Raw genomic sequence first — 14303 nt, forward strand, 5'->3', positions numbered from 1 at the left:
GGAGGTTCGACATGAGAGTGGCGGTCGCGCGCGAGTCGCGCGAAGGAGAGACCCGGGTGGCGATGGTCCCCGAGCTCGTCGCGAAGCTGACCGCCCTCGGGCACGAGGTGGTCGTGGAGCCCGGCGCGGGCGCGGGGGCGCTGCACCCCGACGAGGCGTACGTCGCGGCCGGGGCCGTGGTCGCCGACGACCCCTACTCCGACGCGGGGCTGGTGGTCTCGGTGCAGCCGCTGGCCCGTGACCTGGCCCGACGGCTGGCGTCGGGCACCGTGACCGTGTCCTTCCTGCCGACCGCGGCCGAGCTCGACCTGGTGCGCGACTACCGCGACCTCGGCGTCACCGCCCTGGCGATGGAGCTGGTCCCGCGCATCTCCCGTGCCCAGTCGATGGACGCGCTGTCCTCGCAGTCGCTGGTCAGCGGCTACCGCTGCGCCGTGGTCTGCGCCGGCCTGCTGCGCCGCTTCCTGCCGCTGAACATGACCGCCGCGGGCACGGTGCCGCCCGCCGAGGTCGTCGTGCTGGGCGCCGGGGTGGCCGGCCTGCAGGCGATCGCCACCGCGCGCCGCCTCGGGGCCGTGGTCAAGGCCTACGACGTGCGTGCCGCCGCGGCCGAGGAGATCCGCTCGATGGGCGCCCAGGCGATCGAGCTGGACCTGCCGACGCTCGAGGGCGCGGGCGGGTACGCCCGGGAGATGACCGAGGAGCGGGCCGCGCTCCAGCGCGAGCTGCTGGCGCCGTACGTCGCGGCGGCCGACGGCCTCATCACCACCGCCGCCGTCCCCGGCCGCACCGCCCCGGTGCTGGTCACCCGCGGCATGGTGGAGGCGATGAGCCCGGGCTCGGTCGTCGTCGACCTGGCCGCCGACTCCGGCGGCAACGTCGAGGGCTCGGTGGCCGGCGAGGTCGTGCGCATCGGGCAGGCGCAGGTCTGGGGAGGACGCAACGTGCCGGCCCAGATGCCCGAGCCTGCGTCCCGGCTCTACGCCCAGAACGTCCTGAGCCTGGTGACGCTCCTGACCGCCGACGGCGGTGACGGCGCGCTCGCCCTCGACCTGGCCGACGAGATCGTCGCCGGCGCCTGCGTCACCCACGACGGCGTCGTACGCCACGAACCCACCGCGCGGCTGCTCGAGCCCCCGGCTCCCGAAGGAGGCCTCGCATGACCGACGGCATGGTCTGGCTGACCATCTTCGTGCTCAGCGTCTTCGTCGGGGTCGAGGTGATCTCCAAGGTCTCCTCGACCCTCCACACGCCGCTGATGTCCGGCGCCAACGCCATCCACGGGATCATCCTGCTCGGTGCGGTCCTGGTGACGGGGCAGACCGAGTCCACCCTCGCCCTGGTGGTGGGGCTGGTCGCGATCGTGCTCGCGGCGGTCAACCTGGTCGGCGGCTTCGTCGTGACCGACCGGATGCTGCAGATGTTCACGCGGAGGAAGCCGACCGGCGGGTCGAAGGAGGCGCCGCGATGAGCGCCGTCCCGACCTGGGCGCAGCTGGTCTACCTGCTCTGCGCCGTCGGCTTCATCCTGGCGCTCAAGGGGCTCTCCGGGCCGCGGACCGCGCGCACCGGCAACCTCATCGGGGCGGGCGCCGCGGCGGTGGCCGTCGTGTTGCCCTTCGTCTACCTCGACCTCGACCACCTGCCGCTGATCATCGGCGCGATCGCGCTCGGCTCGCTGGGCGGCGTGCTCGGCGCGCGCCGGGTGCAGATGACCCAGATGCCCCAGATGGTCGCGCTCTTCAACGGCGTCGGCGGCGGTGCGGCCGCGCTGGTCGCCCTGCTCGAGCTCGAGGAGCTCGGTCACGTGCCGAGCGTGGCCGTCGGGACCTTCGTGCTCGTGGCGACCGCCTTCACGGTGCTGGTCGGGTCGGTGTCGTTCGCGGGCTCGGTCATCACCTTCGCCAAGCTGCAGGACCTGATGACGTCGCGACCGGTGGTCTTCGCCGGGCTGCCGGTCGCCTTCGCCGCTGCGCTGATCGGGTCGGTCGTGCTCGGGTGGCTGGTCGTGGACGGCGTCGCCCTGTGGGCCGGCGTCGCCCTCGGGGTGATGGGCCTGCTCGTGGGCGTGCTGCTGGTGCTGCCGGTCGGGGGAGCCGACGTACCCATCGTGATCTCGCTGCTCAACGCCTTCACCGGCCTGACCGTCGCGGCCGGCGGCTACGTCCTGGGCAACGTGGTGCTGCTGGTCGCCGGCACGCTCGTCGGCGCCTCCGGCACGTTCCTCACCCTGCTGATGGCCCGCGCGATGGGCCGCTCGGTGCCCAACATCCTCTTCGGCGCCCTGCGGGGCGGCTCGACCCTGGGCGCCGGCGAGGCCTCCGACCGTCCGGTGCGCTCGGCCGGCCCGGAGGACGTCGCGATCCTGCTGGGGTACGCCGACCGCGTGATCATCGTGCCCGGCTACGGCCTGGCCGTCGCCCAGGCGCAGCACACCCTGCGCGAGCTGGTCGAGCTGCTCCAGGCGCGCGGCACCCGCGTCGACTACGCCATCCACCCCGTCGCCGGCCGGATGCCCGGCCACATGAACGTGCTGCTCGCCGAGGCCCAGGTGCCCTACGAGCAGCTGGTCGAGATGGACGAGATCAACGGCGAGTTCAAGCACACCGACGTGGTGCTGGTCGTCGGCGCCAACGACGTGGTCAACCCCGCCGCCCGCACCACGCCCTCGGCGCCGATCTACGGCATGCCGATCCTCGACGTCGACCAGGCCCAGCAGGTGGTCTTCCTCAAGCGGTCGATGCGCCCCGGCTTCGCCGGCATCGAGAACGAGCTGCTCTTCGACCCTCGGACCACGCTGCTCTTCGGTGACGCCAAGGACTCCCTCACCAAGCTGCTGGCAGCGGCGAAGGCGTTGTAGGGGCGGGGCTCGGGAGGTCTGACTGACATCAGTCGAACCTTCGGCCCTGTCGCTCCGAGGACTGCACCGTGCGCCGGACCGACCCGGTCACCGATGTGGAGTGCGCCTGACACGCAGGACGTGTCGTGGGCACTCCAGATCAGTGGTCGGATCCGTCACCAGGGCCGGCGGCGGCAAGGTTCGTCGGCCGGCCGATGAAACGTGTCGAGGTCAGCCGGCCACGCCGTACAACCGGTCCCCGGCGTCGCCGAGGCCGGGCACGATGTAGCCCTTCTCGTTCAGCTTCTCGTCCATGGCGGCGGTGACGACGGTGACCGGGACGTCGAGGCCCTCGAGATCGGCTGCGAGCCGCTCGCAACCCTCGGGCGCGGCGAGCAGGCAGATCGCGGTGATGTGGTCGGCGCCGCGGTTGGTGAGGAAGCGGATGGCGGCGGCCAGGGTGCCGCCGGTGGCCAGCATCGGGTCCAGGACGTAGCACTGGCGGCCCGAGAGGTCCTCGGGCAGGCGCTCGGCGTACGTCGACGCCTCGAGGGTGTCCTCGTTGCGCACCATCCCGAGGAAGCCGACCTCGGCGGTGGGCAGCAGTCGCATGAAGCCGTCCAGCATGCCCAGGCCGGCGCGCAGGATGGGCACGACCAGCGGCTTCGGCGCGGCCAGGCGTACGCCGTCGGCGACCGCGACCGGGGTCTGCACCTGCACCGGGGCCACCCGGACGTCACGGGTGGCCTCGTAGGCGAGCAGCGCGACGAGCTCCTCGGTGAGGGCCCGGAAGGTCGGGGAGTCGGTGCTCTCGTCCCTCAGCGTGGTGAGCTTGTGGGTGACGAGGGGGTGGTCCACGACCTGGGTGCGCATGGGACCAGCCTAGGGAGGATCCCGCCCGCGGGCGAAAGGGGTTGGCCCCGGATCGGTGGTCTGCCACCCTGGTCACACGCCACGTCGCGGGCCCGGTGCCCGCGCCCTTCCAGGGGGTCCCACATGCAGGACACGATCGACGCCCAGATCGACGACGTCGACCTGGCCGTGGCTGCCTACCGTCGGGCCGGCCAGTGGGTCGTGGACGAGCTGACCCGTGAGCACTGCGAGGACGTCGAGACCCTGGCCGAGGCGTTGCGCCACCTCGGCGGCGACACCGGCGCGCTCGCGCTGGTCAGCATCGACGAGGACTTCTTCGTCATCGTGCGGGTCCAGGGTCCGCGCACCCAGGTGCTGCTCTCCGACGCCAGCGCCGCGGAGGACTGGGACCTCGCCGAGTCGGTGCTCGACCTGCTCGACGAGATCGACCCCGACGACCTCGACGAGCGCGACGAGGACGAGCCGGCCGGAGACCTGGCCCTGCTCGCCGACCTCGGCGTGGCCGAGGAGGTCATGGAGGAGCTGCTCGACGACGTCGACCTCTACCCCGACGAGGTGCTCTCGGACCTGGCCCGGCTGATGGGCTTCGGTGAGCTCTTCGACGACGTGGTGGGGCTGACCTCCGCGTGATCGGCGAGCGGTGGGCGGACCCGATGCGGGCCGCCCTGGAGCAGGCGCGCGCCGCGCTGGCCACCGGCGACGTCCCGATCGGCGCGGTCGTCCTCGACCCTGCCGGCGACGTGGTCGGCGCCGGTCGCAACGTGCGGGAGGCCGAGGCCGACCCGACCGGCCACGCGGAGGTCGTCGCGCTCCGCGCGGCCGCACGCGCCCGGGGGGAGTGGCGCCTGGAGGGCTGCACCCTGGTCGTCACGCTCGAGCCGTGCACGATGTGCGCGGGCGCCGCTGTGCTCTCCCGCGTGGAGCGGGTGGTCTTCGGTGCCTTCGACGACAAGGCCGGTGCCGTCGGCAGCCTGTGGGACGTCGTGCGCGACCGACGCCTCAACCACCGCCCCGAGGTCGTCTCCGGGGTGCTGGCCGAGGAGTCGGCCGCGCTGCTCGCGGACTTCTTCGGCGGCCACCGCGAGCAGCGCGACCACTCCGGCTAGCCCGGTGGGTCGGCCAGCCGCGACCGGGTCAGGAACCGCACGCCGTACGGCGCCTCGAGGCTGAACCCGGCGCCTCGCCCCGTGACCACGTCGATGGTCAGCACCGTGTGCTTCCAGTACTCGTGCTGGGCCTTGGACATCCACACCGGCACGGCCCGCTCCAGCCCGACGTCGAGGTCCCCGAGGTGCACGTCGGCGTCGCCGAGCATGAAGTCCCCGTCGGGGTAGCACATCGGCGCCGACCCGTCGCAGCAGCCGCCGGACTGGTGGAACATCACCGGCCCGTGGTCGGCCGTGAGGCGGCGGAGGAGCTCCGCCGCCTCAGGCGTCACGTCGACCATCAGAAGAAGCCGAGCGCGTCCGGGGAGTAGGACACGAGCAGGTTCTTGGTCTGCTGGTAGTGGTCGAGCATCATCTTGTGGTTCTCGCGGCCGATGCCGGACTGCTTGTAGCCGCCGAAGGCCGCGTGCGCGGGGTAGGCGTGGTAGCAGTTGGTCCACACGCGGCCGGCCTTGATCTCCTTGCCGGCACGGAAGGCCTGGGCGCCGTCACGCGACCAGACGCCCGCGCCGAGGCCGTAGAGGGTGTCGTTGGCGATCTTCAGGGCGTCGGCCTCGTCGTCGAAGGACGTCAGCGAGACGACCGGGCCGAAGATCTCCTCCTGGAAGATCCGCATCGAGTTGCTGCCCTCGAAGATCGTGGGCTGCACGTAGTAGCCCTCGGCGAGGTCGCCCTCGAGCACGGTGCGCTCGCCGCCGGTGAGGACCTTGGCGCCCTCCGCCCTGCCGATGTCGATGTAGGACAGGATCTTCTCGAGCTGGTCGGAGGAGGCCTGGGCGCCGATCATCGTGGCGTCGTCGAGCGGGTTGCCCTGGATGATCTTCTCCACGCGGGTGACGGCGTCGCCCACGAAGTCGGAGTACATCGAGCGCTGCACCAGCGCCCGGGACGGGCAGGTGCACACCTCGCCCTGGTTGAGCGCGAACATCGCGAAGCCCTCGAGGGCCTTGTCGTAGAACGCGTCGTGCTCCGCGGCGACGGAGTCGAAGAAGATGTTCGGGCTCTTGCCACCGAGCTCGAGCGTCACCGGGATGATGTTCTGGCTGGCGTACTGCATGATCAGCCGCCCCGTCGTGGTCTCGCCGGTGAAGGCGACCTTGGCGACGCGCGAGCTGGACGCGAGCGGCTTGCCGGCCTCGACGCCGAAGCCGTTGACGACGTTGACGACGCCGGCGGGCAGCAGGTCGCCGACGAGCTCGATGAGCTTGAGGATCGACCACGGGGTCTGCTCGGCGGGCTTGAGCACGACGCAGTTGCCGGCGGCCAGGGCGGGGGCGAGCTTCCAGACCGCCATCAGGATCGGGAAGTTCCACGGGATGATCTGACCGACGACGCCCAGCGGCTCGTGGAAGTGGTAGGCCACGGTGTGCTCGTCGATCTCGCCGATCGAGCCCTCCTGGGCGCGCAGCACGCCGGCGAAGTAGCGGAAGTGGTCCACGGCCAGCGGCAGGTCGGCCGCCAGGGTCTCGCGGACCGGCTTGCCGTTCTCCCAGGTCTCGGCGACGGCCAGCGCGGTGAGGTTCTCCTCCATGCGGTCGGCGATCTTGAGCAGGACGTTGGAACGCTCGGTCGTCGACGTACGACCCCACGCGTCGGCGGCGGCGTGCGCGGCGTCGAGCGCGGCCTCGATGTCCTCCTCGGTGCCGCGGGCGATCTCGGTGAACGGCTTGCCGTTGACCGGCGAGACGTTCTCGAAGTACTTGCTGCGGACCGGGTCGACCCACTCGCCGCCGATCCAGTGGCCGTAGCGGCTCTGGACGGAGACGAGGGAGTCGGGGGCTCCGGGAGGTGCGTAGACGGTCATGGTCGCTCCTTGCGTCGGTGGCGTCAGTGGCAGTGGGCCGTCGACGTGACGGCGCTCACAGACGCTAGGAACCGCGACGTTGCGGGGACGTTGCCCTGCCCTGGGACGCCGCGTTCAGCCCAGCTCGCGGTCGAGCCGGGCGACCTGCCCGTCGACCAGGGCACGCATCGGCGAGGTGGTGGGCACGACGGCCTGCTGGGCCACCCACATGTCGTAGTCGTCGCGGCCCCATGCCGAGCGGGTCCAGGCCGACATCAGGTCGGCCTCGCGGCTGCGGAGCAGGGCGTGGCGCAGGGAGGACTCCAGCCCCTCCCGCAGGCGTACGACGCCGGGTGCCGTGGACCGCGGCAGGACCGGACCCCGGTAGGACCGCATCGCGCCGCGCAGGTCGCCGGCCGCGAGGAGGGCCTCGGTGGCGATCCAGTCGCCGGAGACCGAGGCGGTGAGCCGGTAGGGGCGGGAGGCCAGCAGCTCCTCGCCGAGCAGTCCGCGCAGCCGGTTGAGCTCGGCGCGCAGCGTCGAGGAGCCGCCGTCGTCCTCGTAGAGCAGCACGGCCAGCTCGTCGCCGGTCAGCCCGGCCGGGGCCGAGGCCAGCAGCATCGCGAGCTCGGAGTGCCGCGGGCTCAGGCGCAGGGTGGACAGGCGCCCTCGACCGTCGTCGACGGTGAGCAGCGCCTCGCTGCGACCCAGCGACTCCAGCATCAACCCGATCCCGCGGGTGCGCGGTGTGGCCGGGCGGGTCGAGAGCTGGTCGCGGGCGAGCTCGGCCTCGGCCATCCGGGCCGCCGCGCGCACCATCGCCAGCGTCTGCGGCACCACCACCTGGTCGCCGCCGGTGACGTCGAGGACGCCCAGCAGCTCGCTGGTCGCCGGGTCGTGGATGGGGGTGGCTGCGCACGACCAGGGCTGGACGCTGGCGCGGAAGTGCTCGGCGCGGGTGATCGTGGCGGAGCGACCGGTGGCCAGGGCCAGGCCGGGTGCGTTGGTGCCGGCCACCCGCTCGTCCCAGTTGCTGCCCTCGACGAACCCGATCGCCTCGGCCCTGCGCAGGGTGCTCGGGGCTCCGCAGACCCACAGCAGCTGCCCGGCGGCGTCGCCGATGGCCATCACCGCGTCGACGTCGCGCACGGCCTGGCCGAGCACGTCGTCGAGGAGGGGGAAGACACGGGCCAGGGGGTGCGCCTCCCGCAGGCTGCGCAGGTCGGACTCCTGGATCGTCACCGGCGCCTCGGGGGCGTCGCAGGTGACGCCGGCGGCGGCGGAGCGCTGCCAGGACTCGGCGACCTCGGCGCGCATGGCGCCGCGGGCGGTCCGTCGGGTCATGAGATCAGTAGACATCGTGGAGGGGCACCTCGCCAGGGAACGGTGTGACCGGCGTCTCTCGCGGGACGTCTCGCAGGGTGGCTGCGGTGACGTTGCAACGACGTTGCATCCGAGGCCGACGGCCTCACGGGGCACTGCCCGGCGCCTCCCGAAGGCGATTTCGTGCCGATCAGGTCGCTCCGGTATGTTCACCTGCGGTGGCGTGTCCGAGCGGCCGAAGGTGCATCACTCGAAATGATGTGTGGGGTCAAACCCACCGTGGGTTCAAATCCCACCGCCACCGCCAGCTTCCCGAGAGCCCCGGAGACCTCCTGGTCCCGGGGCTCTCGGCGTCTGGTCCGGGCGCGTGCCCGAGGCGCGCTCACGCTGGCAGCCACACGCTGAACGCCGGGGCCCCGCCGGCGCCCCAGAGGCCGTCGCGCACCCGCACCTCGTACGCCTCGCGTCCGGCCCGGCCGACCTCGACCGCCGCGGTCCCGGCCGCGTCGGTGGTGAGGCGTCGGCGCTGCACGACCTCGCCCCGCAGCAGGACGCGCACCCGCAGCTCCTGCTCGGCGCCCCAGCCGGTGAGCCGGGCGTCGAACATCTCGTCGTCGGCCGGGTTCGCGGGGGTCGAGTCGACCGCGGGCTCGTAGCCGGGCCGCGACGTGACGGCGACGTACGCCGTCTGCACCAGCTCGCCCGGTTGGGCCGCGTCGCTGACCTGCACCGCGTGGACGCCCTCGGCCAGGGTGTCGGTCGCGCAGGTGAGCTGCTCGTCGTCGTACGCGCACGGCAGTGCCGGCTCGACCCGCTCGTCCTGCCGCAGCCCACGCCGCGCCGGCCCGATCGTGACGGTGATGTCGCCGTCGGGGTGCACGACCCGTCCGGTGACCTCCTCGCCGGGAGCGACGGCGACCGGCAGGTCCGCGACCCCGAGCGGGGTGTCCACGGCGAAGCCGCACCCGGTGACCAGCAGCACGAGAGGGGCCGACGAGAGCAGGGGACGGGTGCACGGTGGCATGTCGTCAGGGTGCCCCGGACCGGGGGCTCCACGCCTGAGCACGCAGGCTCAGGTCCCGAAGGTGGCGCCCCAGCATGGCCCTGGCGGCCCGGAGGGCGCATACTCGACAGAACATGCCTTCCTCCTCGTGGTCGAGTCGCCGCCACCTCCCCAACAGTCCGTTCCAGCCCGAGCCGGAGCGGGTGGTCGAGATCTTCGAGACCGGCGACCGGGTCTCCCACGACATCCACGGCCTCGGCCTGGTGGTGGGCGTCGACTCCTACGGCGTCACCGTCGACTTCGGAGCCCAGACGCTGCGGATCACCTCGCCGTTCAACAAGATGGAGAAGCTCTGAGCGTGTGACCCTCGGCGGGTGACGGGCACGCCCACCGGCAGGATGGCCGGGTGATCATCGTCGAGTTCGAGGGCAAGCGCCCCCGCGTCCACCCCGAGGCCTTCGTCGCCGAGACCGCCACCCTCATCGGTGCCGTGACCGTCGAGCAGGGCGCGAGCGTCTGGTACGGCGCCGTCCTGCGCGGCGACATCTGCACGATCGTGGTGCGGGAGGGCTCCAACATCCAGGACAACTCGGTCCTGCACGCCGCACCGGGGCACACCCTCACCATCGGTCCCCACGCGACCGTCGGGCACTCCTGCACGGTCCACGGGCGCGAGGTCGGCGAGAAGGCGCTCGTCGGCAACGGCAGCACGTTGCTCGACGACTCCGTGGTGGGTCCCGGCACGCTGGTCGGCGCCGGCTCGGTCGTCACCCCGGGCACCTCGATCCCCGGCGGGATGGTCGCCACCGGGATCCCCTGCAAGGCGATCAAGCCGGTCGAGGGCACCAGCTCCCAGCTGTGGATCGACTCCAACGCGGAGTACTACCGCGACCTGGCAGACCGGCACCGTCGTACTGCGCGCACCGTCGACCCGCTGGTCTAGACCACCAGGTAAAGACATACCCCCGGGCGTAACCCGGCTCACACGCCGGGGTTGGGCGGACCGAGAGCATCCGAAATTTCTCGAGTCCCTGGGGAGGGAGCCTGATGTCGTCATCTCGTCGTACCCCCGTGCGTCCGACCATCCGCTCGTCGGTCCGCCCGTCCGTCCGTGCCGCCGCGAGCATCGTCGCGACCCTCGGCCTGGCGGCCGGTGGTGTCGCGGCCGCGCAGCCCGCGACCGCCGCCGCTCCGGCCGCCGAGCCGACGTCCTCGCTGCTGGGGGGTCTCGCCGACCTGACCGAGCTGCGCGACTACGTGGTCACCGTCGACCCGGCCGTCGACGTGGTCCCGCGGCTCGCCCGCGAGCTGACGAAGCCGCTCGGCGGCACGGTCCTCTACACCTACGACGAGGTGCTCAACGGCTTCGCCGTCCGCCTCCCGAGCGTGGCCGCCTCGGCCCTGCGCGCGCTGCCGGTCGTCGAGACCGTGCGTCGCGACGTCCGGGCGGTCGCCACCGGTGAGCAGCCCGGCGCGACCTGGGGCATCGACCGCACCGACCAGCGCTCGCTCCCGCTCGACTCCACCTTCGAGTACGCCGACGACGCCGGCCGCGACGCCCACGTCTACGTCATCGACACCGGCCTCAACCCCGACCACGCCGAGTTCACCGGCCGCGTCGGGACCGGTCGCAACTTCGTGGCCGGTGGGCTGCTCGGCTTCGGCTCGGTCGACCCGACCGCCTGGACCGACTGCAACGGCCACGGCACCCACGTCAGCAGCACCGCCGCCGGCACCACCTGGGGCATCGCCAAGAAGGCCACCGTCCACGCTGTGCGCGTGCTCAACTGCCAGGGCTCGGGCAGCGGTGCGGCGATCATCGCCGGCATCGACTGGGTCGCCCAGAACGCCGAGCCGCAGTCGGTCGCGAACCTCTCGCTCGGCACGGTCAGCCGCTCCGCCGACGTCGACAACGCCGTCACCGCGCTCGTGCAGTCCGGCGTCGCCGTCGCCGTCGCCGCGGGCAACGACAACAAGGACGCCTGCACCACCTCCCCGGCGGCGGCGCCGGCCGTCCTGACCACCGGCTCCACCGAGCGCACCGACGCCCGGTCGTCGTTCTCCAACTACGGCACCTGCGTCGACCTGTTCGCCCCCGGCAGCAGCATCACCGCCGCCGACTACCGCAACACCACCGGCTCGACCGTGCTGAGCGGTACGTCGATGGCCAGCCCGCACGTCGCCGGCGTCCTGGCCCTGGTCCGCTCGATCGACCCGGGGCTGTCCGCCACCGCGGCGCAGGACGTCGTCGTGGAGGGGTCCAGCGCCTCCAAGGTCACCAACCCGGGCGCGGGGTCCCCCAACAAGTTGCTGTGGTCGGGCGTCGCGGTCGACGACCCGAGCATCGACCGGGCGCCGACCGCCGCGTTCACGAGCAGCTGCGACGGCCTCACCTGCGCCTTCGACGCCAGCGGCTCCCGCGACGACAGGGGCATCGCGTCGTACTCCTGGTCCTTCGGCGACGGTGCCTCCGGCAGCGGCGTCAGCCCCTCGCACGCCTACTCCACCGGCGGTGCGCTGACCGTGACCCTCACCGTCACCGACACCGGCGGGCAGACCGCGACCACCAGTGGTCAGGTCGCGCCGTTCGACCCGAGCTCGGTGCCCTGCACTGACTGCACGGAGTACTCCGGCACCCTGGCCAACGGCGGCACCGCCTACCCGGCCGGCTCCGCGGGCTTCACCGCCAGCGGTGCGCTGAAGGGCTGGCTGCGCGGCCCCGCGGCCGCGAACTTCGACCTCACGCTCCAGCAGCGCTCCTGTGGCCTGCTGTGGTGCTCGTGGACCGACCTCGCCTCCAGCCGCACTCCCGGCTCGGAGGAGGAGATCAACCGCAGCGTCGCCAACGGCACCTACCGCTGGGTGATCACCTCGGCGAGCGGCTCCGGTGACTGGCAGTTCTGGGGCGACCCCCGCTGATCGCCACCTGCTGAACCCTCCCCGACGGCCCTAGGGTCGGGAGCATGTCTCACCAGAGCATGTCCCCCGAGTCCCCGGGGCCGTCGGTGCGTGTGGAGCGCGACGGTCCGGTGACCACCGTCGTCATCGACCGCCCGCACGCCCGCAACGCTGTCGACGGCCCGACCGCCGCCGCCCTGGCGGCGGCGTTCCGGGAGTTCGACGCCGACCCGGAGCAGCGCGTCGCGGTGCTCCACGGCGACGGCGGCACGTTCTGCGCGGGCGCCGATCTCAAGGCCATCGGCACGCCGGAGGGCAACCGCGTCGATCCGCTCCCCGCCGACGGGCCGATGGGCCCCACCCGGATGCGCGTGTCCAAGCCGGTGATCGCCGCGATCGAGGGCCACGCCGTGGCCGGCGGGCTGGAGCTGGCGATCTGGTGCGACCTGCGGGTCGCCGCCGGGGACGCGGTCCTCGGGGTCTTCTGTCGCCGCTGGGGCGTGCCCCTCATCGACGGCGGCACCGTGCGGCTGCCGCGGCTCATCGGCACCAGTCGCGCCATGGACCTGATCCTCACCGGTCGTCCCGTCGACGCCTGGGAGGCCGAGCGGATGGGTCTGGTCAACCGGGTCGTGCCGGTCGGCCAGGCGCGGGTCGAGGCCGAGACGCTGGCCCGCCAGCTCGCCGGCCTGCCGCAGACCTGCCTGGCCGAGGACCGGCTCTCGGTGCTGGAGTCGGAAGGCCTGACCGAGGAGCAGGCGCTCGAGGTCGAGCACCGGCACGGGCTGGTCTCGCTCACCGGGGCCGTCGAGGGTGCGCAGCGGTTCGTGGCCGGCGAGGGTCGGCACGGGCAGCCGCTTGGCGGGTGAGTTCCGGGTAGCCGAAGGCGGGGGTGGGCTAGACCGGCGGGGACGTTTGGTAAAGAAGCGCCGTCGAGCGTATCCCCGTCCCTCTCCCTCGTCGATGTGGTGTGTGAGCGGCGGGGAGGGCTCGCCGATGATGTGAGGAGATGGACATGACGCGAGTAGGAGTTTCTGGGCGGCGCGCTGCGGCGGTGGCCACCGCGCTCCTGACCTGTACGGCGGGTCCGGTGATCCTGACAGTATCGACGGTGTCCTTGGCCGATGCTGCGGTCACGAGCCACCGCAGCGACGCCCGTCCCCACCTTGGCAAGGCGGGCCGAGACCGGGACGGGGACGGGATGAGCAACCGCTGGGAGCGCCGACACGGGACGAACCCGCGGAAGAAGGACGCCCGACGTGACCCGGACCGAGATGGTCTGAGGAACATCGTGGAGATGCGGCAGGGTACCGAGCCGCTGGATGAGGACACCGACGGCGACGGCTACGAGGACGGGGACGAGCTGCTCGACGAGCTCGAGGTCAGCGATCCGCTTGACCCGGACAGTGATGACGACGGTGTCCTGGACGGTGACGAGGACTCCGACGAGGACGGTGTGGACAACGAGGACGAGGACGACGCCACCGAGCGATGCGGGTTCGATGACGACGATTCCGACCTGGACGGCATCGCGGACGAGGACGAGAACGACTTCGGAACTGACCCGAACGAGCCTGACAGCGACGGAGACGGTGTCCTCGATGGCAACGAGGACTCCGACGAGGACGGCGTCGAGGACGAGGACGAGGACGACGACGTCGACGACGAGTGCGACGACCAGGGAGAGGACGAGGACGACGACGAGGATTCCGACGAGGATTCCGACGAGGACGCCGCGGGGTCGGACGTTGACGGGTCGGCCTCCGAGCGCGGGGCTGTCGCGTGGTGGCGGGTGCCCTGATCGCTGCGTGAGATCACCGGAGTGGTGACGGACGGACCACCCCGGGTCCCGTCCTCGGCGACCGCTGAGGACGGGACCCGCGCCTCGACGTTCGCGGCCGTGCTCGCCGCCGCGTCGCAAGGACGACCCGAAGGGTTCTCCCACTTGTGGACGGAGTACGCCCCACCCGTGCGGGCCTTCGTCACGAGGCTCGGCTGTGCCGAGCCGGACGAGACCGTCAACGACGTGTTCGCCCAGGTGTTCGCGAGGATCGACCGATTCCGCGGTGACGAGCCAGGATTCCGGGGCCTGCTGTTCACGGTGGCCCGACGCCGTGTCGTCGACGCCAGGCGCCGACGTGGACGGGAAGTGTCCACGGTGCCGCTGGAGGCGATGTTCGACGATGAGCGCGGACCGTCCCAGGAGGGCCCTGCGAAAGTCGAGCAACTCGACGCGGTTCGTGCCCTACTCGGCTGCCTCACCGACGACCAACGCCACGTGGTGCTGCTGCGCGTGATCGCGGATCTAGACATCGGGCAGACCGCTGCGGTGATGGGGCGTCGCCCCGGCGCCGTCAAGGCCTTACAGGCGAGGGCGCTGGCCCGGTTGCGCGAGTGTGCCACTGAGGGGGAACGATGA

General features: G+C 72.3%; 16 protein-coding genes and 1 tRNA gene. 12 read left to right on the forward strand and 5 right to left on the reverse strand.

Annotated features, from left to right (window positions below; all coding sequences use genetic code 11):
• Window positions 1-11 precede the first annotated feature (11 nt).
• The 3 genes from BKA05_RS19110 to BKA05_RS19120 are packed head-to-tail and all read left to right on the forward strand — an operon-like array spanning window position 12 to window position 2859.
• Window positions 12-1163 carry an NAD(P) transhydrogenase subunit alpha gene (locus tag BKA05_RS19110; protein WP_179532842.1) on the forward strand — a complete coding sequence of 384 codons (1152 nt, stop codon included), beginning with the start codon at window positions 12-14 and terminating at the stop codon, window positions 1161-1163.
• The gene (locus tag BKA05_RS19115) at window positions 1160-1471 is read left to right on the forward strand and encodes an NAD(P) transhydrogenase subunit alpha part 2 (RefSeq protein WP_179532843.1); all 312 of its coding nucleotides are present in this window, start codon (window positions 1160-1162) and stop codon (window positions 1469-1471) included. Before BKA05_RS19110 ends, BKA05_RS19115 begins: the two co-directional genes overlap by 4 nt.
• A complete protein-coding gene (locus BKA05_RS19120) occupies window positions 1468-2859 on the forward strand; it encodes an NAD(P)(+) transhydrogenase (Re/Si-specific) subunit beta (protein ID WP_179532844.1) in 1392 nt (463 codons plus the stop codon). The genes BKA05_RS19115 and BKA05_RS19120 overlap by 4 nt, the downstream gene beginning before the upstream one ends.
• 210 nt (window positions 2860-3069) lie before the next feature.
• Here BKA05_RS19120 and upp read toward each other — a convergent pair whose 3' ends face one another.
• Window positions 3070-3711: a uracil phosphoribosyltransferase gene (gene upp, locus BKA05_RS19125; RefSeq protein WP_179532845.1), complete on the reverse strand. Its 642-nt coding sequence runs from the start codon at window positions 3709-3711 to the stop codon at window positions 3070-3072.
• Window positions 3712-3834: 123 nt separating this feature from the next.
• Here upp and BKA05_RS19130 point away from each other — a divergent pair, with 123 nt between their 5' ends.
• Entirely contained in the window at window positions 3835-4341 is a 507-nt protein-coding gene (locus BKA05_RS19130) for a tRNA adenosine deaminase-associated protein (protein WP_218842467.1), read from the forward strand.
• Window positions 4342-4364: 23 nt separating this feature from the next.
• Entirely contained in the window at window positions 4365-4817 is a 453-nt protein-coding gene (tadA, locus tag BKA05_RS19135) for a tRNA adenosine(34) deaminase TadA (RefSeq protein WP_179533346.1), read from the forward strand.
• Here tadA and BKA05_RS19140 read toward each other — a convergent pair.
• The 3 genes from BKA05_RS19140 to BKA05_RS19150 all read right to left on the reverse strand — a co-directional run bounded on the left by BKA05_RS19140 (window position 4814) and on the right by BKA05_RS19150 (window position 8004).
• Window positions 4814-5158 carry a DUF779 domain-containing protein gene (locus tag BKA05_RS19140; protein ID WP_179532846.1) on the reverse strand — a complete coding sequence of 115 codons (345 nt, stop codon included), beginning with the start codon at window positions 5156-5158 and terminating at the stop codon, window positions 4814-4816. The two genes, tadA and BKA05_RS19140, sit on opposite strands and share 4 nt — an antisense overlap.
• Window positions 5158-6681 carry an acetaldehyde dehydrogenase ExaC gene (gene exaC, locus BKA05_RS19145; RefSeq protein ID WP_179532847.1) on the reverse strand — a complete coding sequence of 508 codons (1524 nt, stop codon included), beginning with the start codon at window positions 6679-6681 and terminating at the stop codon, window positions 5158-5160. The genes BKA05_RS19140 and exaC overlap by 1 nt, the downstream gene beginning before the upstream one ends.
• Before the next feature lie 114 nt (window positions 6682-6795).
• Window positions 6796-8004 (reverse strand): GAF domain-containing protein, encoded by a 1209-nt coding sequence (locus BKA05_RS19150; RefSeq protein WP_179532848.1) that lies wholly within the window; start codon window positions 8002-8004, stop codon window positions 6796-6798.
• A 196-nt stretch (window positions 8005-8200) separates the two neighbouring features.
• Between BKA05_RS19150 and BKA05_RS19155 the strand changes: the two genes are divergently transcribed.
• Window positions 8201-8290 (forward strand) — tRNA-Ser (locus BKA05_RS19155).
• Between the two features lie 75 nt (window positions 8291-8365).
• Here the strand turns inward: BKA05_RS19155 and BKA05_RS19160 are convergent.
• Window positions 8366-9007, reverse strand: a complete 642-nt coding sequence (locus tag BKA05_RS19160) for a hypothetical protein (RefSeq protein ID WP_179532849.1) — start codon at window positions 9005-9007, stop codon at window positions 8366-8368.
• Between the two features lie 113 nt (window positions 9008-9120).
• Here BKA05_RS19160 and BKA05_RS19165 point away from each other — a divergent pair, with 113 nt between their 5' ends.
• From BKA05_RS19165 to BKA05_RS19190, 6 genes are all read left to right on the forward strand, one after another.
• Entirely contained in the window at window positions 9121-9342 is a 222-nt protein-coding gene (locus BKA05_RS19165) for a hypothetical protein (protein WP_179532850.1), read from the forward strand.
• A gap of 50 nt (window positions 9343-9392) precedes the next feature.
• The gene (locus BKA05_RS20445; RefSeq protein ID WP_179532851.1) at window positions 9393-9929 is read left to right on the forward strand and encodes a gamma carbonic anhydrase family protein; all 537 of its coding nucleotides are present in this window, start codon (window positions 9393-9395) and stop codon (window positions 9927-9929) included.
• A 128-nt stretch (window positions 9930-10057) separates the two neighbouring features.
• Window positions 10058-11905, forward strand: a complete 1848-nt coding sequence (locus BKA05_RS19175; RefSeq protein WP_218842468.1) for a S8 family serine peptidase — start codon at window positions 10058-10060, stop codon at window positions 11903-11905.
• Window positions 11906-11949: 44 nt separating this feature from the next.
• A complete protein-coding gene (locus BKA05_RS19180; protein WP_246289836.1) occupies window positions 11950-12753 on the forward strand; it encodes a crotonase/enoyl-CoA hydratase family protein in 804 nt (267 codons plus the stop codon).
• Window positions 12754-12899: 146 nt separating this feature from the next.
• Window positions 12900-13685 (forward strand): hypothetical protein, encoded by a 786-nt coding sequence (locus tag BKA05_RS19185; protein WP_281364593.1) that lies wholly within the window; start codon window positions 12900-12902, stop codon window positions 13683-13685.
• Window positions 13686-13784: 99 nt separating this feature from the next.
• Window positions 13785-14303 (forward strand): RNA polymerase sigma factor, encoded by a 519-nt coding sequence (locus tag BKA05_RS19190; RefSeq protein WP_343045770.1) that lies wholly within the window; start codon window positions 13785-13787, stop codon window positions 14301-14303.

The sequence above is a fragment of the Nocardioides marinus genome (assembly GCF_013408145.1).
GTDB classification, from domain to species: Bacteria; Actinomycetota; Actinomycetes; order Propionibacteriales; family Nocardioidaceae; genus Nocardioides; species Nocardioides marinus.

Coding starts and splice junctions, on each gene's coding strand:
- tadA (WP_179533346.1), top strand. CDS start 4,365: ATGCGGGCCGCCCTGGAGCAGGCGCGCGCCGCGCTGGCCACCGGCGAC.
- BKA05_RS19120 (WP_179532844.1), top strand. CDS start 1,468: ATGAGCGCCGTCCCGACCTGGGCGCAGCTGGTCTACCTGCTCTGCGCC.
- exaC (WP_179532847.1), bottom strand. CDS start 6,681: ATGACCGTCTACGCACCTCCCGGAGCCCCCGACTCCCTCGTCTCCGTC.
- upp (WP_179532845.1), bottom strand. CDS start 3,711: ATGCGCACCCAGGTCGTGGACCACCCCCTCGTCACCCACAAGCTCACC.
- BKA05_RS19180 (WP_246289836.1), top strand. CDS start 11,950: ATGTCTCACCAGAGCATGTCCCCCGAGTCCCCGGGGCCGTCGGTGCGT.
- BKA05_RS19140 (WP_179532846.1), bottom strand. CDS start 5,158: ATGGTCGACGTGACGCCTGAGGCGGCGGAGCTCCTCCGCCGCCTCACG.
- BKA05_RS19160 (WP_179532849.1), bottom strand. CDS start 9,007: ATGCCACCGTGCACCCGTCCCCTGCTCTCGTCGGCCCCTCTCGTGCTG.
- BKA05_RS19185 (WP_281364593.1), top strand. CDS start 12,900: ATGACGCGAGTAGGAGTTTCTGGGCGGCGCGCTGCGGCGGTGGCCACC.
- BKA05_RS19165 (WP_179532850.1), top strand. CDS start 9,121: ATGCCTTCCTCCTCGTGGTCGAGTCGCCGCCACCTCCCCAACAGTCCG.
- BKA05_RS19115 (WP_179532843.1), top strand. CDS start 1,160: ATGACCGACGGCATGGTCTGGCTGACCATCTTCGTGCTCAGCGTCTTC.
- BKA05_RS19150 (WP_179532848.1), bottom strand. CDS start 8,004: ATGACCCGACGGACCGCCCGCGGCGCCATGCGCGCCGAGGTCGCCGAG.
- BKA05_RS19130 (WP_218842467.1), top strand. CDS start 3,835: ATGCAGGACACGATCGACGCCCAGATCGACGACGTCGACCTGGCCGTG.
- BKA05_RS19110 (WP_179532842.1), top strand. CDS start 12: ATGAGAGTGGCGGTCGCGCGCGAGTCGCGCGAAGGAGAGACCCGGGTG.